Source organism: Streptomyces resistomycificus (assembly GCF_001514265.1).
Lineage (GTDB): Bacteria > Actinomycetota > Actinomycetes > Streptomycetales > Streptomycetaceae > Streptomyces > Streptomyces resistomycificus.
The window spans coordinates 62,299-86,286 of the sequence record NZ_KQ949000.1 but is presented as its reverse complement, the minus strand read 5'-3'; the positions used below and the strand labels follow the sequence as shown (position 1 = coordinate 86,286).

General features: G+C 71.4%; 28 protein-coding genes. 10 read left to right on the top strand and 18 right to left on the bottom strand.

The window, feature by feature from the left end; genetic code table 11:
• The first annotated feature begins 108 nt into the window (after positions 1–108).
• Complete coding sequence (locus AQJ84_RS32075; RefSeq protein ID WP_053190367.1) at positions 109–1,479, top strand: carbohydrate-binding protein; 1,371 nt, start codon at positions 109–111, stop codon at positions 1,477–1,479.
• Between the two features lie 85 nt (positions 1,480–1,564).
• Here the strand turns inward: AQJ84_RS32075 and AQJ84_RS32070 are convergent, their stop codons facing one another.
• The 11 genes from AQJ84_RS32070 to AQJ84_RS32020 all read right to left on the bottom strand — a co-directional run bounded on the left by AQJ84_RS32070 (position 1,565) and on the right by AQJ84_RS32020 (position 10,883).
• On the bottom strand, positions 1,565–2,689 hold the full coding sequence (locus AQJ84_RS32070) for a serine hydrolase domain-containing protein (protein ID WP_107082629.1): 1,125 nt from the start codon (positions 2,687–2,689) through the stop codon (positions 1,565–1,567).
• On the bottom strand, positions 2,686–3,606 hold the full coding sequence (locus AQJ84_RS32065; protein WP_030037567.1) for a DUF6895 family protein: 921 nt from the start codon (positions 3,604–3,606) through the stop codon (positions 2,686–2,688). Before AQJ84_RS32065 ends, AQJ84_RS32070 begins: the two co-directional genes overlap by 4 nt.
• The gene (locus AQJ84_RS32060) at positions 3,603–4,622 is read right to left on the bottom strand and encodes a DUF6895 family protein (RefSeq protein WP_053190366.1); all 1,020 of its coding nucleotides are present in this window, start codon (positions 4,620–4,622) and stop codon (positions 3,603–3,605) included. Before AQJ84_RS32060 ends, AQJ84_RS32065 begins: the two co-directional genes overlap by 4 nt.
• A complete protein-coding gene (locus AQJ84_RS32055; protein ID WP_053190365.1) occupies positions 4,619–5,329 on the bottom strand; it encodes a hypothetical protein in 711 nt (236 codons plus the stop codon). The genes AQJ84_RS32060 and AQJ84_RS32055 overlap by 4 nt, the downstream gene beginning before the upstream one ends.
• Before the next feature lie 11 nt (positions 5,330–5,340).
• Positions 5,341–5,529, bottom strand: a complete 189-nt coding sequence (locus AQJ84_RS32050) for a hypothetical protein (RefSeq protein ID WP_030037565.1) — start codon at positions 5,527–5,529, stop codon at positions 5,341–5,343.
• A 173-nt stretch (positions 5,530–5,702) separates the two neighbouring features.
• On the bottom strand, positions 5,703–6,395 hold the full coding sequence (locus AQJ84_RS42640) for a hypothetical protein (RefSeq protein WP_030037564.1): 693 nt from the start codon (positions 6,393–6,395) through the stop codon (positions 5,703–5,705).
• A gap of 135 nt (positions 6,396–6,530) precedes the next feature.
• The gene (locus AQJ84_RS32040) at positions 6,531–7,424 is read right to left on the bottom strand and encodes an SDR family oxidoreductase (protein ID WP_030037563.1); all 894 of its coding nucleotides are present in this window, start codon (positions 7,422–7,424) and stop codon (positions 6,531–6,533) included.
• 97 nt (positions 7,425–7,521) lie between these two features.
• Positions 7,522–8,028, bottom strand: coding sequence for a hypothetical protein (locus AQJ84_RS32035; protein ID WP_037801912.1), 507 nt, complete (start codon positions 8,026–8,028; stop codon positions 7,522–7,524).
• 128 nt (positions 8,029–8,156) lie between these two features.
• On the bottom strand, positions 8,157–9,788 hold the full coding sequence (locus AQJ84_RS32030; RefSeq protein ID WP_053190364.1) for a phytoene desaturase family protein: 1,632 nt from the start codon (positions 9,786–9,788) through the stop codon (positions 8,157–8,159).
• A complete protein-coding gene (locus tag AQJ84_RS32025; RefSeq protein WP_030037559.1) occupies positions 9,781–10,287 on the bottom strand; it encodes an SRPBCC family protein in 507 nt (168 codons plus the stop codon). Before AQJ84_RS32025 ends, AQJ84_RS32030 begins: the two co-directional genes overlap by 8 nt.
• Positions 10,288–10,547: 260 nt before the next feature.
• On the bottom strand, positions 10,548–10,883 hold the full coding sequence (locus AQJ84_RS32020; protein ID WP_030037558.1) for a MarR family transcriptional regulator: 336 nt from the start codon (positions 10,881–10,883) through the stop codon (positions 10,548–10,550).
• Positions 10,884–11,015: 132 nt separating this feature from the next.
• Here AQJ84_RS32020 and AQJ84_RS32015 point away from each other — a divergent pair, with 132 nt between their 5' ends.
• From AQJ84_RS32015 to AQJ84_RS32010, 3 genes are read left to right on the top strand one after another with little or no spacing between them, the layout of a single operon-like run.
• A complete protein-coding gene (locus AQJ84_RS32015) occupies positions 11,016–11,813 on the top strand; it encodes an anti-sigma factor antagonist (protein ID WP_107082628.1) in 798 nt (265 codons plus the stop codon).
• Positions 11,761–12,255 (top strand): HEAT repeat domain-containing protein, encoded by a 495-nt coding sequence (locus AQJ84_RS44455; RefSeq protein ID WP_310591750.1) that lies wholly within the window; start codon positions 11,761–11,763, stop codon positions 12,253–12,255. Before AQJ84_RS32015 ends, AQJ84_RS44455 begins: the two co-directional genes overlap by 53 nt.
• Positions 12,216–13,409, top strand: a complete 1,194-nt coding sequence (locus AQJ84_RS32010) for a HEAT repeat domain-containing protein (protein WP_225889206.1) — start codon at positions 12,216–12,218, stop codon at positions 13,407–13,409. The genes AQJ84_RS44455 and AQJ84_RS32010 overlap by 40 nt, the downstream gene beginning before the upstream one ends.
• Before the next feature lie 93 nt (positions 13,410–13,502).
• Here the strand turns inward: AQJ84_RS32010 and AQJ84_RS32005 are convergent, their stop codons facing one another.
• From AQJ84_RS32005 to AQJ84_RS31995, 3 genes are all read right to left on the bottom strand, one after another.
• Positions 13,503–14,042: a phosphatase PAP2 family protein gene (locus tag AQJ84_RS32005; RefSeq protein WP_053190363.1), complete on the bottom strand. Its 540-nt coding sequence runs from the start codon at positions 14,040–14,042 to the stop codon at positions 13,503–13,505.
• A 77-nt stretch (positions 14,043–14,119) separates the two neighbouring features.
• Positions 14,120–15,181: a YihY/virulence factor BrkB family protein gene (locus tag AQJ84_RS32000; RefSeq protein WP_030037554.1), complete on the bottom strand. Its 1,062-nt coding sequence runs from the start codon at positions 15,179–15,181 to the stop codon at positions 14,120–14,122.
• 156 nt (positions 15,182–15,337) lie between these two features.
• A complete protein-coding gene (locus AQJ84_RS31995; RefSeq protein ID WP_053190362.1) occupies positions 15,338–16,171 on the bottom strand; it encodes an alpha/beta fold hydrolase in 834 nt (277 codons plus the stop codon).
• A gap of 263 nt (positions 16,172–16,434) precedes the next feature.
• Between AQJ84_RS31995 and AQJ84_RS31990 the strand changes: the two genes are divergently transcribed.
• From AQJ84_RS31990 to AQJ84_RS31980, 3 genes are read left to right on the top strand one after another with little or no spacing between them, the layout of a single operon-like run.
• Complete coding sequence (locus AQJ84_RS31990; protein ID WP_030037553.1) at positions 16,435–17,238, top strand: alpha/beta fold hydrolase; 804 nt, start codon at positions 16,435–16,437, stop codon at positions 17,236–17,238.
• Positions 17,238–18,527 (top strand): PP2C family protein-serine/threonine phosphatase, encoded by a 1,290-nt coding sequence (locus AQJ84_RS31985; RefSeq protein WP_030037552.1) that lies wholly within the window; start codon positions 17,238–17,240, stop codon positions 18,525–18,527. Before AQJ84_RS31990 ends, AQJ84_RS31985 begins: the two co-directional genes overlap by 1 nt.
• Positions 18,524–18,877: an STAS domain-containing protein gene (locus AQJ84_RS31980; RefSeq protein ID WP_030037551.1), complete on the top strand. Its 354-nt coding sequence runs from the start codon at positions 18,524–18,526 to the stop codon at positions 18,875–18,877. The genes AQJ84_RS31985 and AQJ84_RS31980 overlap by 4 nt, the downstream gene beginning before the upstream one ends.
• Before the next feature lie 21 nt (positions 18,878–18,898).
• Here AQJ84_RS31980 and AQJ84_RS31975 read toward each other — a convergent pair whose 3' ends face one another.
• Both AQJ84_RS31975 and AQJ84_RS31970 read right to left on the bottom strand, forming a co-directional pair.
• Positions 18,899–19,759 (bottom strand): glycoside hydrolase family 16 protein, encoded by an 861-nt coding sequence (locus AQJ84_RS31975; protein ID WP_225889213.1) that lies wholly within the window; start codon positions 19,757–19,759, stop codon positions 18,899–18,901.
• Positions 19,760–19,972: 213 nt separating this feature from the next.
• Positions 19,973–20,290 carry a hypothetical protein gene (locus AQJ84_RS31970; RefSeq protein ID WP_030037549.1) on the bottom strand — a complete coding sequence of 106 codons (318 nt, stop codon included), beginning with the start codon at positions 20,288–20,290 and terminating at the stop codon, positions 19,973–19,975.
• 230 nt (positions 20,291–20,520) lie between these two features.
• On the opposite strand from AQJ84_RS31970, the gene AQJ84_RS31965 reads away from it, so the two are divergent.
• Positions 20,521–21,093, top strand: a complete 573-nt coding sequence (locus AQJ84_RS31965; RefSeq protein ID WP_030037548.1) for a snapalysin family zinc-dependent metalloprotease — start codon at positions 20,521–20,523, stop codon at positions 21,091–21,093.
• A 73-nt stretch (positions 21,094–21,166) separates the two neighbouring features.
• Here AQJ84_RS31965 and AQJ84_RS31960 read toward each other — a convergent pair whose 3' ends face one another.
• Together AQJ84_RS31960 and AQJ84_RS43245 are read right to left on the bottom strand one after the other, a co-directional pair.
• Positions 21,167–21,544 carry a hypothetical protein gene (locus tag AQJ84_RS31960; protein ID WP_225877076.1) on the bottom strand — a complete coding sequence of 126 codons (378 nt, stop codon included), beginning with the start codon at positions 21,542–21,544 and terminating at the stop codon, positions 21,167–21,169.
• On the bottom strand, positions 21,541–21,687 hold the full coding sequence (locus AQJ84_RS43245; protein ID WP_157874922.1) for a hypothetical protein: 147 nt from the start codon (positions 21,685–21,687) through the stop codon (positions 21,541–21,543). The genes AQJ84_RS31960 and AQJ84_RS43245 overlap by 4 nt, the downstream gene beginning before the upstream one ends.
• Positions 21,688–22,067: 380 nt before the next feature.
• Between AQJ84_RS43245 and AQJ84_RS31955 the strand changes: the two genes are divergently transcribed.
• Together AQJ84_RS31955 and AQJ84_RS31950 are read left to right on the top strand one after the other, a co-directional pair.
• A complete protein-coding gene (locus AQJ84_RS31955; RefSeq protein ID WP_030037546.1) occupies positions 22,068–22,523 on the top strand; it encodes a DUF4383 domain-containing protein in 456 nt (151 codons plus the stop codon).
• 202 nt (positions 22,524–22,725) lie between these two features.
• On the top strand, positions 22,726–23,919 hold the full coding sequence (locus tag AQJ84_RS31950; RefSeq protein WP_053190360.1) for a carboxylate-amine ligase: 1,194 nt from the start codon (positions 22,726–22,728) through the stop codon (positions 23,917–23,919).
• Positions 23,920–23,988: the final 69 nt, after the last annotated feature.

Below are 23,988 nucleotides of genomic sequence, written 5' to 3'. Positions count from 1 at the left end.
ATGTCGTCCGATACGCGGAATGGGAAGGCGCGGCACATCATCCGCACGAGTTGCGTCTAAGGGTACTGATCCAAGGCATTTGTTCCGCCGAAGTCCAGGGAGACGTGAATGCCCAACAGACACAAAGGTGCGGTCTGCGCCGCCGCCGTGACCGCACTCGGCACGCTCGTGCTGACGGGACTGCCCCAGGCGGCGGCCGCCGCACCCCCCGTACCGGCCGGAGGGCCGACGGCCGCGCGCACGCCGGGCGCCGACGCCCCGTCGGCCGCGGTGCTGCGCGCTGTGCGGCGCGATCTGAAACTGACGGACCAGCAGGCGAGGCTGCGCCTGGAGAACGAGGCCGAGGCCGGCACCCGCGCGGGGCGGCTGCAGATCGCCCTCGGCGGCCACTTCGCCGGCGCCTGGGTGCAGGGCGCGACCTCCGCCGACCTCTCCGTCGCGACCACCGACGCCGCGGACGTCCCCGGCATCGAGGCCGAAGGGGCGAAGGCGGTGGTGGTCAGGAACCCCTTGGCGGATCTGCGAGCGGCCAAGGCGAGGCTGGACGGCGCCGCCACCGGCACGACGGCTCTGGAGACCCCGGTCCGGTACGTCGACGTACGCACCAACCGTGTGACGGTCCAGGCCACGAGCCGCGCCGCCGCCGACGCGCTCGTCACCGCGGCCGGAGTGCCCGGTGAGCTGGTCGACGTGAAGGTGTCGGCGGACCGTCCGCGCGCCCTGCACGACATCCGCGGCGGCGACGCCTACTACATCGAGGAATCCGCCCGCTGCTCCGTCGGGTTCGCCGTCACCAAGGCGGAACAGCAGGGCTTCGTGTCCGCCGGGCACTGCGGGCAGGAGGGGAACAAGACCGCCGGCTTCAACGAGGTGGCACAGGGCACCTTCCAGGCGTCCGTCTTCCCGGGCAGCGACATGTCCTGGGTGGCCGCCAACAGCGACTGGACCGCGACCCCCGACGTCAAGGCCCAGGGGGAGACGGACGTCCAGGTCGGCGGCTCCGTGCAGGCCCTGGTCGGCGCCGCGGTCTGCCGCTCCGGGTCCACCAGCGGTTGGCACTGCGGCACGATCGAGCAGCACGACACCAGCGTCAGCTACTCCGAGGGCACCGTCGACGGAGTGACCCGTACGACGGTCTGCGCCGAGCCGGGCGACTCCGGCGGCCCCTACCTCTCGGGCGCACAGGCACAGGGCGTCACCTCGGGCGGCTCCGGCGACTGCAGGGCCGGCGGCACCACCTTCTACCAGCCGGTCAACCCGGTGCTCAGCACCTACGGGCTGACCCTGAAGACGAACGCGACCCAGACCGACACGCCCACAACCCCCGCCGACCAGACCGGTACGTGGTCGAGCGGCCGGGTCTACGACACCGGGGCGCAGGTGACGTTCAACGGAGTCACCTACCAGTGCCTGCAGGTCCACCAGGCGCAGAGCGCGTGGCAGCCCGCCGCCGCGCCGGCCCTGTGGCAGCGCGTCTGACCCGTCCCACGAGCAGGGCGGCACACGACTCCGTGTGCCGCCCTGCTGCCTGCGTCGGCCGCGCCGACCGTCGTCCAGCGGGCCGCTACGGCTCGGCCAAGAGGCCGTAGGCCGTCGCCACGAAGGTGTCGCGGGCGCGGAACCGGCGGGTGCACGCGGCGACCAGGGCCGTGCCGGTGCCCGGGCAGAACCCCAGGAAGGCCTGCTGGCCCAGCGTGGCCCCGCAGTGGAAGTACAGGGGCCCGTACGCGGTCGGATGCTGGAACCAGCCCATAGTGTGGACGTGCCGATGCCCCAGGCCCCTGCGGAGCACGGGGCGCCGCACCGCGTGGAGGGCGGCGGCCAGGGGAGTGGGGGAGGGGCGCACATGGGCCTCGACGAAGGCGAGCAGGTCCTCCGGAGTGCCCCGGACCGCGCCGGCCGCCTGGAACCCGCCGGCGTCCAGCGCGGGCGTGGGGGTCGTGCCGTCCCTGCGGTGGCCGGTGGCGTCGGTGCCCGCAGGCCCGGGGTGCGGGGCGACGCCGTCGAGGTGCAGGGGCAGGAGAACGTGCCGGGTGAGCAGTTCCTCCCAGGACACGCCGGTGGCGGCCGCCAACGCGTGGCCGAGCACCGCCACACCGAAGTTGGAGTAGTGCCAGTGCGTGCCCGGACGGCGCCGCTGCCGGTACGCCAGGAAGGCGTCGACGACGCGCTCGTCGGCGTAGCGCGCATAGGGGTTGGTGTGCCAGGCGGGCAGGGCCCGGCGGAAGAAGTCGCGGGGCAGACCGGGCAGCCCTGAGGTGTGGGTGATGAGGTGGGCCAGGGTGATGGGCTCGCGGTCGGTGCGCCGGCGCGGATCGAGGAGGGCGGCCGCCGGCTCGCCCCCGGACAGCCGACCGGACCGCGTCAGCTCCGCCAGGAGGAGCCCGGTGAACGCCTTGGAGGCCGATCCGAGTTCGTAGCGCAGTCGCTCGCGGGGGACCGGCGGGGGCGGCGCCGTGCCACCGCAGCGTACGGTGCGCTGCCCGTCGCGGGACAGGGCGAAGACGACGTCGGGCGCCGCCACGGCCGCCACGGCCGCCTCCAGCCGGGGGCCCGGCGGTGTGTCGGCCGGGCCCGGGAGGATCGCGCCCGCGGTGGTCGCGGTGTCGTCGAGGTCGGCGTACGAAAGCACGTCGGCGGTGTCCGGGCGGGCGCCGCCGGGCCAGGGGGTCTGCTGCCGGGGAGTCATGCCGGGGCGTGCGCCAGTTGGGTCAGGGCGCGGGACGTGGCCATCACGGAGGCGAAGGCGGCGACGAGTGTCGGGTGGTAGATGACGTCGAACACCTCTTCGGGTTCGCCTCGCGGCATCGTGCGCAGGGCGGGCATCGCACCGTCGGACCGCTGGGCCGCGGCGAAGCCTTCCCAGGCCCGTTCGTCGAGGGTGGGGCGTGGCAGACAGGCGTCCACGACGAGTAGTTCGCCGAGCAGGTCCCAGCGTTGCAGGTCGAGCCAGTCGTCCAGCCAGACCGGCAGCCAGGTGGCGAGGTAGTCGGCGACGGGGGGCGGCAGGCCCTCGGGTCGCTCGCCCCAGTCGGTGAGATGGAAGACGGTGTGGGTGATGGCGTAGGCGATGTGACCCTCGACGGTCCACGGCTCGGGGGTACGGCCCAGCCAGGTCCGGCCCACCAGCTCGGCTTCGGGTGGCTGGGGCGGCAGCCCGAAGCGGCGCTGGAACGCCGACAGGCCGAGGCGGCGGACGGGCGTCATCTCGAAGGCGGCGTACCCCAGCAGCCGGTGGTTGAGCCGGGCCGCGCGCTCCAGCTCGGGCTGGCTGTAACCGAGCTCCCTGAAGGGGAGGTAGACCTCGAACGGGATGGGGGAGATCGGCTCCGTACGCTGGCCGCGGACCAGCATCCGGCCGCCGGCCAGGGTGTGCTGCCAGGCGTGGTCGAGCAGTTCCCGGGCCAGGTGGGACTGGTGCGATCCGGCGACCCCCTCGCGGAAGAGGACCTTGCAGATCAGGGCCAGTTCACCGACGGGCTTGAACCGCTCGAGGAAGCCCACCTCGGGGTCGACGTCCGGTTCCAGCCGGAATCCGTCGCGGTGGGCGTACAGCCATTCGATGGCGCCCACTCCGACCTTGTGGATGAGACGAGTACTGGTCATGCGGGTACTCCCTGTCCACCCGGTGCCGGCCGGCCGGACGACCCGGCCGGAGGTGCCCCGGACGTTTCGGCCTCGCGCAGGCGGGCGAGGGTCACGGCGGCGGCGAAGGCTGTCATCAACGTGGAGTGGTAGCAGGTGGCGAAGGTCCGCTCCGGTTCCCGTTCCCCGCGTCCCGGGCCCACTTCGGGCACCGCGCCGGAGGCGTCCTGGGCCGCGCCGATGCTCGCCCAGGCGTCCGCGAGAACCGCGGGTTCGGGCAGCCGTGGCAGGCTCGCCGCCACGGCCAGCAGTTCGCAGGCCAGGTCCCACTGGTCGTCCTCCAGACAGGTGTCAAGCCACGGTGGAAGCCAGTGCCGGAGGTAGGTCGCGACATCTGTCGGCAGTCCGCCGGTGTCCAGACCCCAGTCGGTGAGGTGGAAGACGACGTGGGTGAGCGTGTAGCCGGCGCTGCGTTCGAAGGTCCAGGGCTCCGGCAGGCCGCCCAGCCAGGTACGCCGCAGAGCTTCGGGCATCTCCTGGTGCAGGGGCAGCCGGCTGCGGCGCTCGGAGTTGAGCACGCTCAGGCGGCGGTTCGGTTCCTGCTCGGTCGACCGCCAGCCTCGGGTGCGGGTCACCGTGGCGGCGGCGTGTTCGTAGCCGGCGTGGCGCAGACCGGCCGACGCGAACGCGGCGTAGACCTCCAAGGGGTAGGTGGCGAAGGGTTCGAGACGCTGGACGTCGAGGAACAGCGCGCCGTCACCGGTCTGTTGCCATGCGAAGGCCAGCAGGTCGGAGGCGGCGGCGTGCCAGGGGTCGGTCGGGTCGGTGTGACGGCGGACGCACACGCACACCTGGGCCAGCTCGCCGAGGGGTTTCCAACTGGCGTTCACGTCGCCGTCAGCGGCCAGCGCCGCGCCGTCGTCGAGACGGAACTCGTGGCGGTGGCCGGAGATCCAGGCGAGTGCGGCCCGTCCCCGGTCCCGCACGGTGCGGGCCGTCGCGCCGGTGTGGGCCGCCGTGCCGGTGCGGGCCGTCACCGCGCGGCTCCCGCGCGCAGGAGCTGAGCGGCCTGGACCTGCAAGGCCACGCGGGGGTCGTCACCGCCCATCTGGGCGACGAACTCCAGTCCCCCTTCGAGGCCGAGCGTGTCCGGCACCCCGTCCAGGAGGGTCAGCCAGCGACCGGCGCCGGCCGCCTGCAGCCAGTCGCGGCGGCGCACCGCGCGTACGAAGCCACGGGCCACGTCGACCGGACGGTGGCGTGCCGCCCGGGTGAGCGCGCTGTCGTCCGCCGGCAGGGCCAGGGGTGCGAGGACCGCGAGCTGATGGGTCAGGAACTGCCAGGGGACGCCGTCGAGCCAGCCCGCTCCCGGCTCTGTGCCGTCGGTGCGCGCGTCGTCGAGCGGGGGGTCCAGGCGCAGCAGCGTGTGCCGCATGGCCCAGTGACTCCACCGTGAGGTGGGCGAGGCGTCCGCGGACGGAGGGAACGCGTCCACGGCCTTTCTGACGACGGCCAGGTCGTCAGGGTCCGGGGGAACGATGCGCAGGACGGCCGGCAACAGGACGTCGGGGCCGAGCACCCGTACGGCGGCGAGCGCGAGGTCACCGGGCGGGCCGGTCTCGTCGCGCACCGACAGGCTCTCGGCGAGCCGGAGGTGGTCTCCGCCCCGCAGGGCGGAGACCACCTCCGTAGCGAGGTCCTGCACCGCGCCCGTCAGACGGATCGAAGTGCCTGACTGCTTCATGGGCCCTCCCGTCAGCCCTTCTTCGGTCGCGGCGTCGGGGGTGACAGCAGAAGGCTGGTCGTGCCGGACGACAGGGCGAGGGCCGCGCACTCGCGGCTGTCGCGGAAGGTGCCGTCGGCCTCGACCGGGTCGAGGGCCGCCTCGACGTCGGCGCAGTGAACCTCGGTGGTTTCCGTGATGAGAGCTTCGGTGGGGGTCATACCACCATCTCCTTGTCAGGGGCTTGCTCTTACTACGTCCAGGTTCACCGGATTTGCCCGGCTTATGCGACAAGAAGAGGATAAAAGTAAATATATTGTTCAACGGGTCAAGAGTGCTCAATCCAAGTACGAACAGTTGAGGATGCAATCGGTGCGGCGTCGCCGGTCGGGGGTCAGCCCCCCTCGACCCAGGGGAACCCGCCCGGGTCGGCGGCGACTTGAGCGCGGAGCCTGTCGTCGTCGTGGCCGCGGATCTGCCGGAGGAAGGGGAAGTCGCCGGGGTGCACCGACAGTTTGGCGGCCGGTTCGACCGGTACCGCACTCGCCGCCTGGGCGATTCGTATCCGGGCGTCGTCGGCCGTGACCGGCGGCTGGGACTCGAAGGTGTCGGCGGGCAGGAGGTAAACGGTGCCGACTCGCCAGGGCTGCCGGTCCAGGGCAGGCCGGCTGATCGAGAAGAAGTAGTAAGGATCGCTGAAATCAAGGGAGTTGGGGGAGGCGATGCGAATGCAGGCATTGCACAGCGTCATCGTCGGGTGGCGGTCACGGTCCAGGATCGCGTAGTACATCGGCCAGATTCCGTCGGTGGCCGCGAAGACCGCCCGACGGTTGCTGAACTCGAGCGTGTCGGCAGGCTGCCGAGGTTCGAACCGACCGATGTCCGGATCCCCCGAACCGTGCAGGACGATGCCGGACCGTTCGGCGGCGTGGCACAGGAACTGCCATTTGGGCGCGTCCAGTTGGTAGTCGACGGGCCGGCCCGGGCCGCGGCCGAGTGCCTCGTCCAACAGCCGGTCGAAAGCCGCTGTTGTCGCGCGGTCAGGTGCGGACGCAGGTCTCGGCATCCAGTACGCGGGAAGCTGCATCGGGTCACATTAACGAGACCAGGTGCGGGACCTCCGTGTGCTTACGTACGGCCGCGCACACCGGGACCTCCGCGTGCCGACGTACGGCCGCTCACACCGGGAGGTCGCACCAACCGGCCGTAGGCGAGGCGAGGTTCACCGTGGGTGCACGCCGTGCCGTGCCGTCGCCGCGAGGTCGGACCGACCGCCGGCTCCCAGCAGGCCCGTGGAGTCGAACGGCTCCTTCGACTGCAGGCGGGGCAGCTCGCGGCGGGACAGCCGCAGGATGACGGGTGGCAGAGCGGCCCGGCCCACCTGGACCAGACGCAGCCAACCGGGTACGTAGACGGCGGTGCTGCGGCGCTCGACGGCCCGCACCAGCCGGGCGGCGACCATCTCGACCGGAGAGACGCGCCGCGCGGGCGGCGGCATGTGGGTGCGCAGTTCCCGGAGGACCGCGAACCGGTCGGCGTCGCGGATCATGTCGGTGTCGATCCAGTTGAGGTAGGCGATCCCGACGGCCACTCCCTGATGAGCCACCTCGGCCCGCAGCGCGTGGGTGAAGGCCTCGACGCCTGCTTTGGAGGCGCAGTAGGCGCTCATCAACGGAACGGCACCGATCGAGGCCAGTGACGCGATCTGGAGGTGGTAGCCCGCCGTCTCCACCAGGTCCGGCAGGAACGCCCTTGCCGTCTGCGCACTCCCGGTCAGGTTCACATCGATCACACGGCGCCAGGTCGCGGGGTCCGAGAGGTCGAAGGGGCCGCCCTCGGCGATCCCCGCGTTCGCCACCACCACCGACGGCGGGCCCAGGTGACCGCGGACCGTCCGGGCGGCCTCGCGCAGCGCCGCGTTGTCGGTCACATCGACATCGACGGTCAACTCCGCGCCCGGCAGGCCCGAGGCCATCGTCTCCAGCGCCGGCTTGTCGTGGTCGAGCAGGGCCAGCCGGGCCCCGCGCCGGGCGAGCGCGGTCGCGAGCGCCGCGCCCACGCCGCGTGCGGCTCCCGTCACCACGACGATGCGGCCGTTGACCGGACTGTCATCCACGATCTGGTCCCTTCTGACTCCGAAGCCCGTCCGGTACGTCCGGTAGGAGGTTCTTCCGCCCGCCGCCTCCGGAACTCCTGTGGCTCTCGGAGACGGTTCAGCCGGGTCGTTCCCCTTGCGGTCGGTCGTCCGGGCCGTGCTCCTCGCGCCACTTCGGGTCGACGGCCGGCCGGGCTGTGTGGTCGGGGTGGCCGGCGGTACGCCGCGCCTCCTTCATCTCCGCCTCGTACAGGTGGTCGCGGCCCTCGGCCAACTGCTCCACGGCCTCCCGCTGCAGGAGTGAGAACGGCCGGTAGTAGGTGGCGTCGTACGCCTCGACGATCTGGAAGGTCCAATGTCCCGGGATGACGTTCCGGCCGAGGATCTCCGACCGCACCTTGTCGGCCCACTCGGGGCGGCCGGCCTGACGCAGCAGCTCCACCGCCCGGTCGAGTTGCAGGTCCGCGGCGCCGGTCAGCTGATGAAAGCCGTAGAGGTGGCCTCGCGCGCGTTCGGTGGTCTCCAGCGCCTTCGACAGCGCCCCGAGCGCTTCCACGATCTCGTCGCTGACCCCCTCCGGGCGCCGGTGGGTGCGGTCCGGGCGGTCCGCGCGGTCCCCGTCCATGTCCCTGTCCGTGTCCTTGTCCGTGTCCTTGTCCTTGTCCGTGTCCATGTTCGTGATCCTGTCCGTCCCTCGTGCGGGCGCCGAGTGCCCGTCGCACGGCAGAACTGCTGTTGTGCCGGGTCCGGGTCTCAGTGCGCGCGGCGCGGCTTTCGTCCGGTGCGGTCCCGGAGGGCGAGGGCGCGCTGGGCGCGGGTGACGCCGGGGAGCCGGTTCCGGTGCAGCGCCGCGCGAGCGGCGTTGGCCCCCGGGGCCCCGTGGACCCCGCCGCCCGGGTGGGCGGAGGCGGAGGCGAGGTAGAGACCGGCGACCGGTGTCTCGGGGCGGCCGATGCCGGGTACAGGGCGGAAGAAGAGCTGCTGGTGCAGGGCCGTGGTACCGCCGTTGATGGCGCCTCCGTACAGATTGCTGTCGAGCGCCTGGAGCGTGGGCGGCGCCAGAACGCGCCGGGCACGGATGAGGGAGCGGAAGCCTGGCGCGAACCGCTCGACCTGGCGTTCGACCCGGTCGGCCATCACCTCCTGCTCCTTGGTGCTCCAGGTGCCGGTCAGTCCCTCGTCGCCGGCGTCGGACTTGATCACGTGCGGCACGTGGGTGTACGCCCAGGCGGCCTCGGTGCCCCGCGGAGAGCGGGACGAATCCGCCGTCGTCATCTGTCCGAACAGCGCGAAAGGCCGGTCGGGTACCTGGCCCATGGCGATCTGGGCCGCGAAGCGGGTGAGCTCGTCCATCCCGTCGGCCAGGTGGACGGTTCCGGCCCGGGCCGCCGCCTCGGCCTGCCAGGGCACGGGGCCGTCGAGTGCCCAGTCCACCTTGAAGGTGGCGAAGTCCCACTGGAAGCGTCGGACGTCGGTCAGCAGCTGCGAAGGAAGGTGCTCCTCCGGGACGAGGTCGCCGTACAGGGCAGGCGCCGACACGTCGGCCAGGACGGCACGGTGTGCGGCCACCCGCCCGCCGTCGGCGGTGAGCACACCCACGGCTCGACCGTCCCGCACGATGACGCGACGGACCCGCTGTCCGCAGCGGAGAGTGCCGCCCCGCTCCCGCAGCCGACGGACGAGGGCCTCCGTGAGGGCCCCGGCGCCGCCGACGGGCACGGGAAAGCCGTACGTCTGTCCGAGCATGGACATCAGCCAGCCGAAGCCCCCGCTGCCGGCGGCCTCCGGCGCGAGGTCGGCGTGCAGTGCGTTCCCGGCCAGCAGCAGCTTGCCGCCCTCGCCCTGGAACTCCTCGTCCCCCAGGCGGCGCACGGGCAGGATCAGGGTGCGCGCCATCCGCAGGCCGCCCGCCGCCCTCAGCCGTACGGCGAGGCGGGCGCCGGCGCGCAGCGGCGGGAAAGGGGTGAACAGGGCGCCCAGGATGTCGGGACGCAGGTGCTCCCAGGTCTCGTGCAGGCGCCTCCACGCCTCCCCGTCGCCCGGATGGAAGGCGTCGAGTGAGTCGGCGGTGGTGTCGAGTCCGCGGGCGAGCACGGCGCACCTGCCGTCGCTCAGGGGGTGGGCCAGCACGCGAGGCGCGTGGCTCCAGCGCAGACCGTGGTCGTCGAGACGGAGCCGGGCCAGCACCGGCGACGCGGCGGCAAGGGGATAGAAGGAGCTGCACAGGTCGTTGACGAAATCGGGATCGACGTCCCTGTCGTGGCGCACCGCGCCACCCGGCTCGGGCTGCTCCTCCAGTACCTCCACACTCCATCCCTCGTCGGCCAGCAGGTTGGCGGCGACCAGCCCGTTGGGGCCGGCGCCGATCACCACCGCGTCAGGCATGGCCGCCGCCTGCGCCCTGAGCTGCCGCCCGGCGCTGTTCCCGGCCGCTTTCCAGCTGCTCGGCGCGGGCCTGCGCCTCGCAGACCTCGGTGAGGCGGGCGAGCATCGCGCGATGTCGTAGTTGGATCAGTGCCTCCACGCCGACGTTGTGCAGCTTTCCGCCGGCCCCCTGGAGCGGGTGTTCGTCCGCGATCACCAGGCAGTACCTGCCCCAGGGGTGCAGTTCGAGCGAGATCCGCGCCGTCCCCAGCGCGCCCGCCCGTGCTTCCAGCCCCAGCTCGGAGCCTTCCCTGCAGTACCGGACAACTGTCTCGTTGGTGAGTCGTACGGGGCCCAGGCGCACCTCGTAGCCGATCGCCGAGCCCACCTCCGGCCACTGTCCACGCACCGGCTCGGAGGACGACGTTCCCACCACCCACTCCGCATAGCGGCTGCCGTCCGCGAGGACGGCCCACACGGTCTGCGGACTCACCTTGATCAGACGATGCCGTACCGCCACACCACACCTCCAGCACACCCGGGGCCTACTTCACAGCCAGGTGCCCAGTCCGGTGCAGACCAACCAGGACAGGGCGCGCATTTCGGGTCCGCCCATGGACAGCCTGTCCGAGGAGTGGACGCGGGCCCGGAATGGCGACGACGAGCTCGACAGCTTCGTCGCTTCCGCGAGGGCGCGGTGCGCTGACCCCTCGTGCTCTGCCGGACCGTGGACGCGCCGGGTAGGCCGCTTCGCCGTGCCCCGCCGACCCAGGGGGTCGCTCAGCTGTCCTGGTTGGCGTGCAGTCCGGTGCGGTGGGCGTCCACCTGGGCGAGCAGGGCGAGGAGGGAGGACACGGTGAGTCCGGCCTCGGCTGGGTGACGCAGCTCGGTTCCCGGCTCGATCTGGTACGTGTTGCTGCGGCCCTCGCGCCTGTGGGAGAGGAAGCCGCTCTGTTCCAGGTCGGAAATGATCTTCTGGACGGCGCGTTCCGTGAGCCTGCAGCGGGCGGCGATGTCACGGACCCGCACGCTCTGGTCGTCAGCGATGGTGGCCAGCACGCGCGCGTGATTCGTGATGAACGTCCATCCCGTGTGCGGTTCTTGAGCTCCAGCCATGCCCACACTATACGCTCGCTGGTTCACGTAAGAGAATACCTGAACTTTGTTTCATGTATCTATTGACGTGAGTTTGTGTGCGCGCGAATCTGGTGGTGGACCTACCAAGTGCTTCAGTCAGGGGAGTGGACCATGCCGGAGGCGGCACAGTCTGGGGCCGGACAGGCCGACGGCTGCACGAAGCTCGCCGGGCTCGTCGGCGTGAAACAGGTTTCTGCTCTCACGGTCTACACCCGCCCCGAAGGCGACCGGATGCTCGTCACGGTGTGCGGCGACCTCGACCTCACCTCGGACCAGGAGCTGCAGCAGGCCCTGCGCTCGGCGCTCGCCCGCTCTGCCCATGGCATTGACCTGGACCTCAGCGGCGTCGAGTTCTGCGACTGCTCCGGCCTCAGCACCCTGCTGGGCATCCGGCAGCAAGCCCTGGACCAGGCGAAGACGACCACGATCCGCAGCATCAGCCCGGCCGCCGAGCGGGTGTTCGAGCTCACCGACACCCTGCCCCTCTTCACGCCGCACGGCGAGGCGGATGCGCCGGATGACGACTCCCGGCCCCGACCTGTCTCCGCGGAATCCGACGTGTCCGAACCGGACCCGAGGGTGGAAGTCGTCCAGCTCCGGCGGGCGATGCAGACGCGAGGGCTCATCGACCTGGCCCGCGGCATCCTCATGGCCGCCTTCACCCTCAGCGAGGAGGAGGCCTGGACCGTGCTGGTGATGACGTCCCAGAACACCAACACCAAGCTGTACCGGACGGCTCAGCAGCTCGTGAACTCCGTCAGGGGCGACCCCCTGCCCGAGGAGGCGCAGGAACAGCTCTCCGCCGCCGTCGCCGCCTCACGCGGGGGAGCGGCCCAGTCCGGAGCCCTTGCGTCCCGTGACGAGGGCTCAGCGCAACTCTCGAGCCCTCGGAACAGTCGTTCTCGTTGACACCTCCCCCGCGCGGCGGGGCGGTGCAGGGGCTCGGAGGGGACGCGTGGGAGTTGTCAGGGGTGGCGGGGCCGGCGGCGCGGCGCATCAGATCGCCTTCTTCTTACGGGAGTTGACGGCCGAGGAATGCGGGCGGAGGGCCGCGGCCGTCAAAGGGCTGGGGCGGGTGGGGAGATGGGCCGCGGAACACGGGGAGGTTGTCGACGGGGTGCGGGAGGCCGTCGAACAGGCCGCTCAGGACCCTGAGGCCGGGGTGCGGGCCGGGGCGGCGGATGCGCTCGGATGGCTGGGGCAGGCGCGGCCGGCCGGAGGTGACGGGGCGGGCGCGGTGGTCGTCGGGTTGATGGGGACCCGGACGGCGGCGTACGGCGTCGGGCGTCCCTCGCGGCCGAGAGGCTGGCGTTGGAGGGGCCGGATGTCGTCGAGGCGTTCCGGCGGTTGATGGACGACGCCTCCGACTGGCATCTGCGGCTCAACGGGCTGCTCGGGCTGACCCGTCGGGAGGGGAACCCCGACCCGACCGTCCTCATACGGCTGTTGGGCGACACCGGCACCTATGTGTGGGGGCAGGCGCGTACCGCCCTCTATCCGTTGCTGCGGCAGAGGCCCGTCCTGGAACAGGTCCTGCACACCGCCCGGCAGGGCCGGGGTCTGTCGCGCGCGCGGGCACTGGACATGCTGCCCTCGCAGTACCTGGACCAGCTGCGCGACTCACTCATCGAGGGCCTGCGCGACGAGTGCCCCGGGGTCCGGGGCATGGCCGCGTCCAAACTGTCCGGCTGTCGAAGGCCCCGCACGGTCGACGCGATCCTGTCCGCGCTGGCGGCCGAGACCGACGCGGAGGCCGCCAGGCAGACCCTCCACACCCTCGGACAGTGGCGCGAGGAGCGGTCCCTGCCCCTCGCCGTGCGCTGGCTGGACCATCCGCGGTCGGGACCCACCGCCGTATGGGTGCTGTCCCGCATCGACACGGCGACGGCCTGGGAGTGGATCAGGATGGTGGTCGTCTCCGCGCCCGGCCCCGAGCCGGTGCCCGGTCGCGGTCATCCCGATGTCCGTGGGGCCGCCGCCGAGGCGCTCGGCGAGCGCGCGGACCCGCGGACCACCGAGTTGCTGCTGCCGCTCCTCCACGATCCCGACGAGCGGATACGGGGTGGAGCGGTGCGGGGTCTGATGGAACTGGGGCGGCACATCAGGCGACGGGGACAGCGGCGCGTGGCGGTCGAGGCGCTGCTCGGCCTCCTGACGACCGACGAGGCGATCCTCCGGCACACCCGGAACGCGCTCGGCAACTACCCCGAGGCCCTGCCCGCCGTACGGAGGCTGATCGACCACCCGTCCGACGAGGTCAGGGCGGCCGTCGTCTCCCTCCTGGACCCGGACGAGGACAGCGACGTGGCCTCTTGCTCACCCACCTCCACGATCCGTCGGAATCCGTCCGGTACGAGGCCCTGTGGGGGATCAGCCGGTATGTGGACGGGCACGGCGAATTGCCCGACGCACCCGACAAGGCGGGCTTGCTCGGCGGGATCGAGGCGCTCGCACACGCCCCCTACCCCTCCGTCACCTCCGTCACCTCCTTCAACATCCGGCTGACGGCGGGCCGGATCCTCGACAAGTTGAGGAAGAGGGAGAAGGAGGGAGAAGGAGTAAGGAGGTGAGAAGCATGGGGGAGTGTGCCGGCTCCCGTCAGAGCACCAGCCGTCGCACCAGCCGCGGTACGGCCCGCACCAGCGTGGCCGAGCCCAGTCCGATCGCGGCGCCGGCGGCCACGTCGGTGGGGTAGTGCGCACCGCCGTGCACCCGCTGGGCGGCCACCATCACCGCCGTGACAGCGCACGCGGAGCCTGTGGCGGGCCACAGCGGCGTGACCGCCCCGGCGAAGGCGAACGCGGCGGCCGTGTGTCCGGAGGGGAAGGACGAACTGTCCGGCCGGTCCTCGAGATCCTCCGGAGGCACCCATTCCTGTGGCGGGCGGCGCCGGCGGCACAGCTGTTTGACGACGCCGTTGGACACCACCTCGGCCGTCGCCATCGCCGCCACCCCGGCCCCGGCGGCCACCCGGCCGCGCCACCCGCCGAGGGCGGCCATCGCGCAGGCCGCCACCCACCACACCCTGGTGTGCTCGGCGGCCTCCTCCACCATGGGCGCGACCTGCCGCACCCATCGCGGTCCGCAGGCGATCGACCGCCTCGCGAGCCGGCGGTCTCCGTCCTGCAGACCTGCCATCACTTCCACGACCAGTCGACTCCCGTCCGGCGTCCTCGTACACCGCTACCGTGCTCCGCGTGCTTCACCGTGCCGCGTCAGGATTCGAGGCGGCGACGGTCCTCCTCGTCCCACTTCCGGGTGTCGCGGGGCTCGACGTACGGTTCCTCGTCGGCCGGATGACCGCCCGCCACGGCCCGCTGACGGGCCATCTCCGCGTCGAACTCGAGGCCGAGCAGGATCGCCAGGTTCGTGATCCACAGCCAGACCAGGAAGATGATCACGCCGGCGAGGGCGCCGTAGGTCTTGTTGTACGAGCCGAAGTTCGCCACGTAGAACGCGAACCCCGCCGAGGCGACCATCCAGATCAGCAGGGCGAGGAAACTGCCCGGCGTGATCCAGCGGAAGCCACGGACCTTCGCGTTCGGGGTCGCCCAGTACAGGAGCGCGATCATGAGCGTGACCAGCACCACCAGCACCGGCCACTTCGCGATCGACCAGACCGTCAGTCCGGTGTCGCCGACTCCGAGCGCGGTGCCTATCTCCTTCGCCAGGCCACCGGTGAACACCACGATCAGCGCGCTGATCACGGCCATGACCATCAGCACGACGGTCACACCGACCCGCACCGGCAGCACCTTCCACACCGGCCGGCCCTCGGGGATGTCGTAGACCTTGTTGGCGCTCCTGATGAACGCCGCGACATAACCGGACGCCGACCAGATCGCGAGCGCCAGGCCCACGATCGCCATGATCGACCCCAGTCCGGCGTTGCCCTGCATCTGCTGCACCGCGTTGCGCAGGATGTCCTGTGCCGGGCCCGGGGCGAGTTTCTGGATGTTGTCCAGCACCTGCTGGGTGGCCGACCGGCCGACGATCCCCAGGAGGGACACCAGGGCGAGCAGCGCGGGGAAGAGCGCCAGGATCCCGTAGTAGGTCAGCGCCGCTGCCCGGTCGGTCAGCTCGTCCTTCTTGAACTCCTTGAGGGTGCCTTTGAGGATCGTCTTCCAGTAGCTCTTGGGCAGGTCCGTCGGACTGTCCGGCGCCTGCCGTTCCACCTGCTCGTCCGGCCCGACATTCACCGCGCGCCCGGCCTCGGTCTCCCGGTCGGTCGTGTCGTGCTCGTCGTGCCTTGCGTGCCTTCTCGTCGCTCGTGTCATGCCGCTCGGGTATCCGACCTCACACCACTCATACGTACATTTGTGTCGTTTTAGCCAATAGCTCACACTTTGTCGCGGCTGAGTGCGGCTGCCGGCCGCGCACCAGGTACCCGTCGCGGCCTGAACGAGCGCGCCACCCGACGCGAGTGTCGGGTATCAGCGCGGTTGGTGGAGGAAGGTCATCAGGGCGGCCGTGAGTTCGGCAGGCGCGTCTTCCTGGACGAGGTGGCCCGCACCGGCGATGGGCTCGAGCTGCGCACCCGGGATGCCTGCGGCGAGCTCCCGTCCCTTCGCGGCGGGGATCCAGGTGTCGTCCTGGCCCCAGCACACCAGTGTCGGGATGTTGATCTCGCCGTACCGGGCCTGTACTTCGTCGGTGTGGAGCTGGTCGGCCTGCGCGATCTGACGGTAGAAGGCCGCCTGGCCGGGGTCGCCGAGCCAGGGCTCGACGAGCCGGTCGAGAACGGCGGGGTGCAGACCGGGGCTGCTGGCCGAACTCACGTACTCGCGCACCAGGGCACGGTGCAGCACCGGTGGCAGCTGCTCGAAGACGTCGGAGTGCTCGCCGACCAGGCGGAAGAACGGGGAACCCCACGGGGCCAGTGCCACCGGGTCGACCAGAGCGAGGGCGCGGTAGCGAGCCCCGTGCAGCAGATGCGCCCGCAGACAGACGGCCCCGCCGAAGTCGTGGGCGACCACCAAGGGTTCCGCCAGGCCCCAGTGCGCCAGGAGCTGTGTGAAGACCCTGCCCTGGGCGGCCAGGGAGACGTCCTGGCCCGCCGCCATCTCCGATGCCCCGTAGCCCGGCATGTCCCATACGAACACCTGGTGGTGGCGGGAGAGCGCGCGGGCGACCGCGCGCCAGACGTACGAGGAGAAAGGTGTGCCGTGCAGGAGCACGACCGGTTCCCGGCCGGGTTGTCCGAGGCTTCCCCAGCGGACGTCGCCTGACGTGCTGCGGAATGTCTCGGTCAGCTGCCATTCACTCACGTTGGTCCTCTCCGTCGTCGGTGCCGAGTCGACTCGCCCGTCGCCGGGTGGGTCGGCTCCACGGGTGAGTCAGCCTCTCACCTCTGCTCCGGCGAACAAGGGGGCGGCGGGTCCGTTTCAAGCGGCCCTGAGGTGGCACTCGGCGTCGGCGACACCGCGTTGCGGTCGGGGTCGACCGAGCCGGTTGTGAAGGCGACGGGTGGGGTGTGGGGTGGTGCGCGGCCGTGTCCGAGCGGTGAGCGGAACTTGGGATACTGGTGAGTATGGACATCGATCGCAGGAACAACGTCACCGTCACCGGCAACCCGCAGGGGCCCACGGTGGTGCTGGCCCATGGGTTCGGCTGTGATCAGAACATGTGGCGGCTGACGGTGCCCGCCCTGGCCGAGGACTACCGGGTGGTGCTGTTCGACTACGTGGGGTCGGGCCGCTCGGACCTGTCCGCGTTCTCCGCGGACCGCTACGCCTCTCTGGACGGCTACGCCCGGGACGTCGTGGAGGTGTGTGAGGCGCTGGACCTGCGCGACGCGACGTTCGTGGGGCACTCGGTCAGCGCGATGATCGGGGTGCTGGCCGCCGGCATGGCCCCGGAGCGTATCGGGGCGCTGGTGATGGTCGCTCCGTCTCCGCGGTACATCGACGACGACGGCTACCGGGGCGGTTTCAGCGCGGAGGACATCGACGAGCTGCTGGGGTCACTGGAGTCGAACTATCTCGGCTGGTCGGCGGCGATGGCGCCGGTGATCATGGGGAACGCGGAGCGGCCCGAACTCGGCGAGGAGCTGAAGAACAGCTTCTGCGCGACCGACCCGGACATGGCGCGCGTCTTCGCCCAGACCACGTTCCTGTCGGATTCGAGGGACGACCTGAAGGGCGTGAGGGTCCCGACGCTGATCCTCGAGTGCACCCACGACGTCATCGCCCCCCGGGAGGTCGGCGCCTTCGTCCACCAGGCGATCCCCGGCTCGACGCTGGTCACTCTCGACGCCACCGGGCACTGCCCGCACCTGTCCGCGCCCGAGGCCACCAACGAGGCGATCACCGGCTTCCTGGCGGGTCTGCGGTGATGTGCCGCACCGGGCACCAGTCCGACCCGCCGGAAGCCGACGACGAGATGGCGTCGGACGCGGCGTTCACCGCGCTCCTGGAGGACAGCGCCGAGGAGCTGTACGAGAGCGCACCGTGCGGGTACCTGTCCACGCTGATGGACGGCACCATCGCCAAGGTCAACGCGACGTTGCTGGGCTGGCTCGGCCTGGAGCGGGAGGCGGTGGTGGGCCGGATGCGGTTCACCGATCTGCTGACCGTGGGCGGCAAGCTGTACCACGAGACACACTTCGCGCCGTTGCTGCGCATGCAGGGCCGGATCAGCGGCATAGCCCTGGAGGTCAAACAGACCGGCGGGGCACGCATGCCGGTGCTGGTCTCCTCCGTGGTCAAGCACGGCAGCACCGGCGAGCCGCTGCTGATCCGCACCACCGTCTTCGACGCCCGAGACCGCCGCGCCTACGAGGAGGAACTCCTGCGCGGCCGGAAGGCGGCTGAAGAAGCACACAGGCAGGCGGAGGCAGACCGAGCCCGGCTGCAGGACGCACTCGCCGTGCTCCAGCAGTCGCTGCTGCCCGCCACCCTGCCCCCGGTACCCGGCGTGGAGACGGCCGCCCACTACCACACCGCCCATCCCGACCGGCTCGGCGGCGACTTCTACGACGTCTTCCCCGTGGACGGCAAACGCTTCGCCTTCTTCCTCGGCGACGTGTGCGGCAAGGGCCCCCAGGCCGCGGCGGTCACCTCACTGACCCGCTACACCCTGCGTGCCGCCGCCGTGCACGACTCCGACCCCGTCTCCGCCCTCACGACCCTCAACAAGGTGCTCCACGAGCGCTACGCCGGCAGCGGCGACCCGCGTTACTGCACCGCTGTCTTCGGCACGCTCGAACCCGACCCGGGGACCGGGCAGGTCGCCATCCACCTCGCCTCGGGCGGTCACCCGCCGGTGCTCGTCCTGAGGGCCGACGGCACGACGGACTTCCTGCCCACTCCCGGCGGGCTCCTCGTCGGGATCCTGCCCTCCGCGCCGTTCGTCACCGCCACCACCGTCCTGGACCCCGGCGACACCCTCCTGCTCTACACCGACGGTCTCACCGAGGCCCGCACCGGCGAGGACCGTGACTCCCTGTACGGGTACGAGGCCCTCCTCGCCTTCGCCGCCGGTCAGGCCGGCAAGCCCCCGCACGCGGTCATCCAGGCCCTGATCGGTCTGCTGGACGGCTTCGGTGACGGCCTCGACGACGACACCGCTCTGCTCGCCCTCGGCGCCCCGGCGCCCGGCCCGGCCACGAAGAACGCACCATGAGCCCGCTGAAGGTCACCACCCGAGACGCCGAGACCGGCCCTGTCCTGGAGATCGTCGGCGAACTCGACTACGCCAACGCCGGCGAGCTGCGCGACCTGCTGGCCACCATCACCCTCCAGCCAGGTCAGCGCTTCGTCGTGGACCTTTCCCGTATGGAGTTCTGCGACTCCAGCGGCATCACCGCCCTGATCGCCGCCCACTCCCTCGCCCAGGAAGCTCAGGCGGACATCGTGCTCGCCGGCGTCCCCGCCAACACCCTGCGCATACTGCGCATCGTCGGTCTCGACCAGATCTTCACCCTGTACCCCGACAGGGACAGCGCGGTCCGGTCGCTGGACGAGCGACGGTAGCCCGCCCGGCTGCGGACGGTCTCACTTCCAGCCGTACGCGTACGCCGCGACCCAGGTGACGTCGAGCTGCGCGCTGCTGCCGGGCGCCGCTCCGGGCCCCTCCAGGGCGCTCTCGTTCTGCAGCACCCAGGACAGCGGGTGGGCCGGCACGTCGCGGGTGTCGTGCCCCGTCTGGCGACCGTCCACGAAGAACCGCACGTTCCCCGGTGTCCACTCGGTGGAAACGGTGTGCCACTCGGTCCAGTCGTCACTGCCCGGGAAGTAACCCTGCTCACCGCCGCCGCACGGATGGTGGAAGGCGGTGAGGGAGCCGGTCCACTCGCCCTCGGGGTGGTCCATCTCGCAGCCCCGACCGTAGTGCAGCCAGGCGGACTTGTAGCCCGGGGCCAGTTTCGTCACCTTGATGCGGGCGCTGTACTTGCCGTACCTCATCTGCATCACCGCGCGTGGCACCACCGCCGCGGCATGCACCGGGCCTCCGTCTCCGGACCGCCACATCCGGATGAACATCCGCCCGTCGCCGTCGGCCGCCGGGCCGACGCTCACGGTGTCCTCAGGGTGGTAGACACCCACGACGTCCCGGTTCCGGCTGTTGGCCGTGTCGAGCCAACCGGTCGGATACGCCCACCAGTTGTCGCGGAACTCGCCACTGAGGCCCCCGCAGTACGCGGCGGAGGTGTCGACGTGGTGATCGCAGTCGCTGAACGCGCCCAGGGGGACCCGGTCGCCGTTGAAGTCCTCCGCGAGGACCTGCCAGAACGGGCCGCAGTCACCGCGGGGCAAGCTCACGCTCGGACCGCGGCAGGCGTCGGCCGACACGGGTGCGCCGTCGGCCCGGGGTATCCCCAGCAGCGCGGCCACGAGTATGAGGCCCACGGACATCAACACCGTTCGTCTGCTGTGGTGCGGCGCTGCGTGTGAACCCATCCCCAGGCTCCCTCGGCTCAGCGGCCGGCCGTCGGCTGTGAGGGAACATCCTCGCGCGCGGGCCCGCGCGGCGCCATCCCGCGGACGGGCCGTGAACCGGACGGTCGTGCTCCACCGCGGCGACCCGCGATGGCGCGCGACCGTCCGGATCCCTGACGGGTTTTCGCCTCAGAACTCGCTGTCGATGCCGGTAACGATCGCCGGGCCCAACGGAGCGTTCTCCTCCGTGAAGCCACTGTCCTGCAGCGCCTGGGAAACCAGCCGCTTCGCTTCCGCCTCCGCCCTCGACTGGTCGGCCGCCTCGACTTCGACCCGGGCGGCGAACATGCCGTCCTCGTCCACCGACAGCAGGCTCAGCTTCTCGCTCTCCCCGAGATCCGTGTGCCGGGGATCCTGCGGACGAAGCCTGCGCTCGACGTCCGAGCGGACGCTGTCGGGAACCTCTCGGAGGAATGTGCCGGGGACGGTGATGACATACGTGGTCACTGGAATTCCTTTCGACGGCCCCACCGACGCTAGATGCGCGTGTTCCCCTTTCGCGGCTGTGAATGCGTGGGCAGGTTGTCCGCGGTTGTCGTCTCTGGACGAGCGGACTCAGGGGGGCGCAGGGGAAGCCTGGAGCCGATTGACGGATTGGGGTCCGCGGGGGGTGGGCAGTGAGCGGGCATTGTGTGGCATGAACATGCCTTCCTCGCCCCCCCCACAGGAGGTCGACCATGCACTCGCGCACCTTCGTCCATGGCTTCACCGCCGCCCTCGCGGCGGCCCTCACCCTGGCCGGCGGTCAGGCCTACGCGGCCGCGGCCGGCTCCGGCTCCGGTGATGAGCTGCGTGCGGCTCGCGTCGTCACCTATGACGCCTCCGCGTCGGCGGAGTTCCGGGCCGCCGTCGATCGAGGCGCGGCGATCTGGAACGAGAGCGTGGACGCCGTGGAGCTGCGTCCGGCGACCGCCGGGCAGCGCGCCAACATCCGGATCCTGGCCGACAACGGATGGCCTCGGGCGCAGACGACCTCGCTCGGCAACGGCACGGTCTACATCGGACGGCAGGCCGTCAACCAGGGCTACGACACGGTCCGGATCTCGGCACACGAACTCGGTCACATCCTCGGCCTGCCGGACCGCAAACCCGGCCCCTGCAGCAGTCTGATGTCGGGCTCCAGCGCAGGCGTCCCGTGCACGAACCCCTACCCGAACGCGGCCGAGAAGGCGCAGGTCGAGGGCAACTTCGACGCCGCGCTCGCCCGCCCTGCGGCGCCGGCGGTTCCTGACGCGGTGATCGTGGGCTGAACGACGGGTGTGCGCGGGGACGGTTCGTCGCCGCGCACAGCTCAGCCGACGACGGTCGCCCCCCCGGGCCAGGTCAGCGGCCCAGCAGACACACCAGGGCGCTCGTCCCGCCGGCGCAGGCGACGACGGCGCAGGCGCAGGCGGCGTGGCGTTTGAGCAGTGTGCGCCGGAGGTCGGCGTAGCGGGTCTCGTACTCCTGCCGCAGCTCGGCGGCGCGTTCGGCGGTGTCCAGCAGCATGCGGCGGGTCAGCTGCGTGCGCTCGCGGACGTAGTGGTGCGTGACGTCCTCGGCTTGGGCGGCGGTCAGCCACGGCAGGTGGGAGCAGAAGGCTTCGGCCTCGCGGCGTGCCCGTGCGTGGTGCGCGCGGGCGAGCAGATAGCCCTCGACCTCGTCGACCAGGCCGCGGTCCGGGGTGACGGGCGGTGCCGAGCGCGCCTTGCCGCGCCTCACGGCCGTTCGCCTTCGTACCCCTCGGCGTCCACCACGTCGCGCACACCGGTGTGCTCACCCTGGTCGAACTGAGCGAGCTCGGGGTGGTGCGGGTCGGAGGTGGGGCAGCCGAAGGAGGGGCCTTCGGAGTGGATGTGTCTCACGGCGGCAACCGGAGAGACCGGCTCAGTCTGTGTCGCCATCGCTTCCCTCTGTCTGCGGTGGATCGTGTGGGGGCTGGTAGGACGCGAGCGGCCCTCCCCCTCCTGTCGGCCTGCGTGTCGCGCAGCTCGTCGGCCAGCCCAGCGGAAGACGCTCCTGCCGATTCCGCACCACGCCAGGCTTCGGTTCAACAGGGCCTGAACGGGTGACCGGTCCTTCGTCTGCTCGGAGCGACCCGCTCTGCACGCGGGCGACTCCGCCCCTCTCAGCCGTCGCCCTCCACGCGGCCCGGGGCCCGAGGGTTGCGTTGCGGTGGAGGTGGGGTACTCGCCGCCCACGGGCGCTCACCGAGACACCCCGAGGGAAGAAGGGCTGAGCTGCCATGACTCCGCACGCACGTACCAAGAGCAGGTCTCGTACCCCCGTGCAGCAGGCCGCGTTGCTGGTGGGAGCGGTGTTCCTGCTGGTGGGGGTTCTGGGCTTCATCCCGGGCATCACCACGGACTACGACACGATGAAGTTCGCCTCGCACGACTCCGGGGCCGAGCTTCTCGGGATCTTCCAGGTCTCCGTACTGCACAACCTCGTGCACCTGGCCTTCGGCGTGGCGGGCATCGCGATGGCCCGCACCCCCTCCGGGGCCCGCACCTTCCTGCTGGTCGGCGGCGCCATCTACCTGGTGCTCTGGCTGTACGGCCTGTTCGTCGGCCACGACAGCGGGGCCAACTTCGTGCCCCTGAACACGGCCGACGACTGGCTGCACTTCGTCCTCGGCCTCGGCATGATCGCGTTGGGCGCGCTGCTCACCCGACCTCGCGGCGCTGCCAGGCGCAGGTGACGGACTTCCGGCTCACGGGTGGCCGGAACGGGGCCCGGCCACCACGCCCCAGCTGATCTCGGTGGCCACCGTGACCAGTCCGGTTGACGCCGTCACCCACCTGCTGGGCTGTCTGTCAAACGCGCATTTGTACGCTTATGTATCAATGTCCTGGGCACTTGGGGGGCGTCACAGCCACCGCATCCGCCCTCAAGGAGTGACCGTGAGCATTCGCATCGGAGTGGAGGAGGAGTTCCACCTCCTGGAGGTGGAAAGCGGGCTGCTGGTGCCGCGTGCCGACGCTGTCCTGCGACGGCTTCCCCAGCAGAACTTCACGACGGAGCTGCACCAGTCGACGGTGGAGTCCAACAGCGGCGTGCACACGTCCCTGCACGCCCTGTACGCGGACCTCGCGAGAACGAGACGGCGACTCGACGCGGCCGCGTCCTCGCTGGGCCTCGCCGTGGTGGCGGCGGGCACCGCACCCCTCGCACCCGCCGCCTCCGGGTATCCCACCGCCGACGCGCGCTACCGCCACATGGTCGAGGAATACCGCCAGGTCGCCGACGAGCAGCTCATCTGCGGGGCCCAGATCCACGTGGACGTACCCGACCGCGACACGGCGGTGCGGGTGATGTGCGCGGTCTCGCCCTGGCTGCCCGCACTCCTGGCGCTGTCCGCCAGCTCGCCGTTCTGGCAGGGGAGCGACACCGGCTACGCCAGCTGGCGCACGATGCTGTGGCAGCGCTGGCCCACCGCCGGTCCGGTCGGCTGCTTCCCGAGCGCGGCCGAGTACGACGCGGCGGTGAACGACCTGGTCCAGGCCGGGATCATCAGCGACGCGGGAATGATCTATTACGACATACGTCCCTCCGCGCATCTGCGGACGCTGGAACTGCGTATCTGCGACGCCTGCCCACGCGCGGAGACGGTCGTGCTCATCGCCGGACTGTTCCGCGCCCTGGTGACCGACGCCCGAGAACACCTCCGGTCGGACCGCGCGTCGGCTTGCACCGGCCGGCACGAGTGGCTGCGCGGCGCCACCTGGCGGGCCGCCCGATCCGGCCTCGAGGGCACCCTGGTGGACCCCGAGACCCACCAGGAGGCATCCGCGCCACACGTCGTCATGAGGCTGCTCGCCCGACTGCGCCCCGCGCTCGAGGCCCACGGCGACTGGCAGACCGTCCAGACACTCACCGAGGCGGCCCTGGCCGACGGCAGCGCAGCCCAGCGCATGCGGCGTACGGCGCAGGAGGAGGACCTGCTGGCCTGCGTCGACCTGCTGATCGCCGAAACCCGGGGCGAGCGCAGGATCCGCAAGTCGGCCGCGCCCGCCGGCACCAACATCTCGCCTCCCGGCGGCAACGCGGGCGGTCCTTCCTTCGGCACGGGGACGCCCGAGGCCATCCCCCGCTGACGCTCCGGTGAACGCCATGCGACCGGCACATGCGACCGCATCGCGGCCGCACCGCACCCACCTGTTCAG